Raw genomic sequence first — 4027 nt, 5'->3', positions numbered from 1 at the left:
TCATGATCCTCATTCTCCAGAGTTAGAGAACTTGCAAGAAACGAATAATGGATGACAATGCAGTCGAAGAATTTTTCGCCCATGCCAATAACGCACGACAACCGGACCCACCGTATACGGTTTCGCAATGGGCGGATAAGAATAGATACCTTAGCACCGTAGCAAGTGCTGAACCTGGATTGTGGAGAACAAAGCGTACCCCCTATTTGCGTGAAATCATGGATAATCTTTCCTCTTACGTGCCAATTGAAACAACTATTGTCATGAAAGGGGCGCAAGTTGGCATGTCAGAGGCAGGATTAAATTTCTGCGGTTATGCTATTCATTATAGTCCAGGACCTGCTCTTTATGTCATGCCGACCGTTGAGACAGCCAAAAAGCTTTCAAAGACGCGGCTTGATCCTATGATTATGGCAAGTCCAGTTTTAAGTGAACGCATAGCCCCAGCACGAGCACGTGACAGCGGGAATACCATGTTTTCGAAAGAGTTTGATGGTGGTGCACTGATGCTTACAGGGGCAAACAGTGCTGCTGGTTTGCGTTCCATGCCTATTCGTTATCTGATTTTGGATGAAGTGGATGGTTATCCTCTCAGTGTGGATAACGAAGGTGATCCGGTGATGATTGCGGAAAAGCGTACCTCGACCTTTGTACAACGAAAGATCTTTAAATTGTCCACACCCACCCACCGTGACACAAGCCGTATTGCCAAGGATTTTGTGCTAGGAGACCAGCGATATTACAACGTGCCTTGTGATGCATGTGGTACACTCCAGCCGATTGTTTGGTCACAAATCAAATGGCCGAAAGGGGCTCCCGAAAAAGCTGTGTTTGTTTGTGCCCATTGTGGTCATGAACATGCCGAGCACCGAAAAACAGATCTCATGTGTGAAGAAAGAGGCGCATGCTGGGTCCCAACCAGTGAGTCAAGCAGACCCAATTTGCGTTCTTATCATATTTCGGCACTCTATTCTCCTTGGCTTACATGGGGGGAATGTGCAAGAGAGTTTTTAAATGCCAAGGATGATCCAGCTCTTCTACAGCCTTTTGTCAATACAGTTCTTGGAGAGCCATGGGAGGACAGAACAGGCGAAGTTATTGATCCTGATAGCCTCTATGCAAAACGCGAAGATTATCCCCTTGCACCAGAACAATCCGTCGTGTTGACAGCTGGTATTGATGTGCAAAATGACCGCTTGGAACTTGAAGTGGTGGGATGGGGGCGTAGTGAAGAAAGTTGGCATATTGATTATCAAGTGATCCTTGGTGATCCCTCTTCTTTTGAAGTATGGGACCAATTGGATGAATATCTTGCAAAACGTTGGCCGCATCCAGGCTATAAAGAGGGGATTAGGATAACAGCTGCTTGTATTGATACCGGTGGTGGACATACACAGGCGGTTTATAATTATGTACGCCCGCGTGAGGGACGACGTATCTGGGGAATTAAGGGGCAAGCGGGATGGCGTGCGGTATGGCCACGCCGTCCAAGTAGAAACAATAAAGGACAGATTAATCTCTATATTGTTGGGGTTGATGCCGCGAAAGATATTATCACGGCACGATTTAAAAAATCGGGACCTGAAGCAACGGGGGCTGGTGCAACACACTTTCACAAAAACCTTGATCGGGAATATTTTGATCAGCTAACCGCTGAAAGAAAAGTCATCAAATATTTTAAAGGCTTCAAGCGCATTGAATGGCAAAAAAGCGAAAAGGCAAGAAATGAAGCCTTGGACTGTAGGGTCTATGCTTATGCTGCTTTACAAGGTCTGATTTCGGCAGGAATAAACCTTAATCGAGAAGTCGATATCTTAGAAGAGCGTCTGGAAAAACTTAAAGTTGAAGGCTCTTTAGAGCAGCCAACACCAAGACATGCCCCCTCTCCTGCTCCAAGAAGATCTCAGACAGCACAGCCTCAAAGGAAACAATCCAGAACGGTGATGAATCCTTATATGCAAGGGGATTGGAGGTAATTTGTGGATGAAACTTTAGGACAATTTAACAGCAAATTTTCGAGACTGGAAAGTTTAAAAAGGCGGCGTGAACAAATTGAAGAGGCTCTTTATTCGGGTGCGCAATCGGTACGCCATGGCGATAAGCAAGTCAGCAATCGTTCTGTTGAGGAACTGCGCAGAGCGCTTGAGATGCTGAACACACAAATAGCGGACCTTGAAGGACGCAAGCGTTCACGCGTTTTCTATTTTAATATATCACGAGGCTATTAATGGCTGGCTTTATCAATAAACTCACGGGCTTTTTTACAATTTCTCGTCAACACAATCCCCATTTTGAAGCGGCAAGCAAAAGCCGCCGTATGGGTGGCTTTGACCCCGCAAAAAAACATATCAATAAAGCGATTGAAGAATGCGGTGATACCATTGTTGCCCGTTCAAGATGGCTTTATGACAATGAAGCTCTTTATGGTTCTGCAACAGAAGAATGGGTCTCCGCGGCTGTTAGTGATGGGATTAAACCCTATCCTCGTATTGAAGGTTTTCAAGAAGAAAAGAAAAAGCTTTTAGACTTATGGTGGCAATGGGTTGATGAAGCAGACTATGATGAAGATGCCAATTTTTATGGACTTCAAGCAACCATTGCACGAGAGGTCTTTTTAACCGGAGAATGCTTTGTAAGACTACACTATGTCGACCTTTATGGACGCTCTGGTGTGCCGCTTCAGTTGCAAGTTTATCCCACCGAAATGCTGGATTTAACTTACAATGGACCTGCTGAGATTGAAGGCAATTACATTCGTATGGGGATTGAATTTAATGCCAGTGGCAAGCGCGTTGCTTATCATTTCTGGGAACATCACCCCTATGATGATGTCCCTGCAAATATGGCATTTGAGAGCCAAGAGCGCGTGCGTGTCCCTGCTGAAATGGTCATTCATATCAAAGAGCGCCGTATTGCCGGACAATTGCGCGGTTCTCCAAAAATAACGCGCGCTATGACAAAGATCTTTCAACTCGAATCCTATGACGACGCAGAACTCGATAGAAAAAGGACGGCGGCTCTTTTCGCGGCGTTTGTCAAGGACAATTCACCAAACGTCGAAAAATTATCCGATAATCGTGATAAAAACAACGTTGAAGAAGAATACAAAGCACCTGTCATTGCGCCCGGTGCATCTCTTTATTTAGGAGAGAATAAAGAAGTTACATTCTCAAATCCTGTTGAGGTTGGTGGCTCTTATGAGGCTTTTCAATTTCGCAATATCTTGAAAATTTGTGCAGCACTTAATATGCCTTATGCCGTTGTGACTGGAGACGTTACGCGGGGGAATTTTTCAAATGTACGCACCTCCATCATTCAGTTTAGACGGCACGTCAAACAATGGCGTGAACATATTATTGCCTTTCAGTTTAACCGCATTGTTTGGGAGCGTTTTGTTGAAATGGCAGTGCTTTCCGGATGTGTCAATTTGCCAGGGTGGGAAGAAAATTCCTTGCCATGGCTTCAATGTGAAAGCTTTGCACCCCCGCTTGAAATGATTGATCCAAACAAGGATATCTCAGCGGAAAAAGAAGAAATTCGTGCAGGCTTGAAAACACGACGCATGGCACTTGCCGAGCGTGGCTTTGATATCGACAGCATTCATGCCGAACTGCAAGAAGAGCACACAGACGCTCGTGCGCGCGGCTTATCTTTTGACACGGATATGGCAGCGACCTCTGATAGCAATCAAGTAATTGATACCGCAGATTCAGAACCTTCTGAAACTTATGAAAGTAACCAAGGCAGTGAGGCACATAAAAATGGTGAATAATCTTGATATGCCGTTTTTGGCATCACGGCTTTTTGGGGTTCCTCATATGCTTGCCTCGACAAAGCTTGATATCATTTTGAATGCTCTTGCACCACGCCTTTTTGAGGGAGAAAAGTTTCCCATTGAAGCTTATTCGCAAGAGAATACAGAAGCTTTAAGACCCCCTGAAACTTATGTAGTACAAAACAATGTTGCCATAATACCGGTTCATGGCACGCTTGTGCGCCGTGGTGCATGGCTTGGGGCTTTATCGGG

The 4027-nt window shown here is 45.1% G+C and carries 3 protein-coding genes and 1 pseudogene; all 4 read left to right on the top strand.

The window, feature by feature from the left end:
* Positions 1 to 47: 47 nt before the first annotated feature.
* Positions 48 to 1976, top strand: coding sequence for a phage terminase large subunit family protein (locus ACFINW_RS09320; RefSeq protein WP_375674237.1), 1929 nt, complete (start codon positions 48 to 50; stop codon positions 1974 to 1976).
* A gap of 3 nt (positions 1977 to 1979) precedes the next feature.
* The gene (locus tag ACFINW_RS09315; protein ID WP_375620570.1) at positions 1980 to 2228 is read left to right on the top strand and encodes a phage head-tail joining protein; all 249 of its coding nucleotides are present in this window, start codon (positions 1980 to 1982) and stop codon (positions 2226 to 2228) included.
* Positions 2228 to 3772, top strand: a complete 1545-nt coding sequence (locus tag ACFINW_RS09310; RefSeq protein WP_375674236.1) for a phage portal protein — start codon at positions 2228 to 2230, stop codon at positions 3770 to 3772. The genes ACFINW_RS09315 and ACFINW_RS09310 overlap by 1 nt, the downstream gene beginning before the upstream one ends.
* A pseudogene (locus ACFINW_RS09305) lies at positions 3762 to 4027 on the top strand (S49 family peptidase); the annotation flags it as partial. The gene ACFINW_RS09310 and the pseudogene ACFINW_RS09305, both read left to right, overlap by 11 nt.

Origin of the sequence: Bartonella sp. AA18HLJMS, assembly GCF_042197245.1 — a bacterium.
Taxonomy (GTDB): domain Bacteria; phylum Pseudomonadota; class Alphaproteobacteria; order Rhizobiales; family Rhizobiaceae; genus Bartonella.
Note: the sequence above shows the minus strand (reverse complement) of the source record. Positions and strands in the feature narration are given on the sequence as shown.

Excerpts from the sequence above, each read along its gene's own strand:
- ACFINW_RS09310 (WP_375674236.1), top strand. The coding sequence starts at position 2,228 with ATGGCTGGCTTTATCAATAAACTCACGGGCTTTTTTACAATTTCTCGT.
- ACFINW_RS09320 (WP_375674237.1), top strand. The coding sequence starts at position 48 with ATGGATGACAATGCAGTCGAAGAATTTTTCGCCCATGCCAATAACGCA.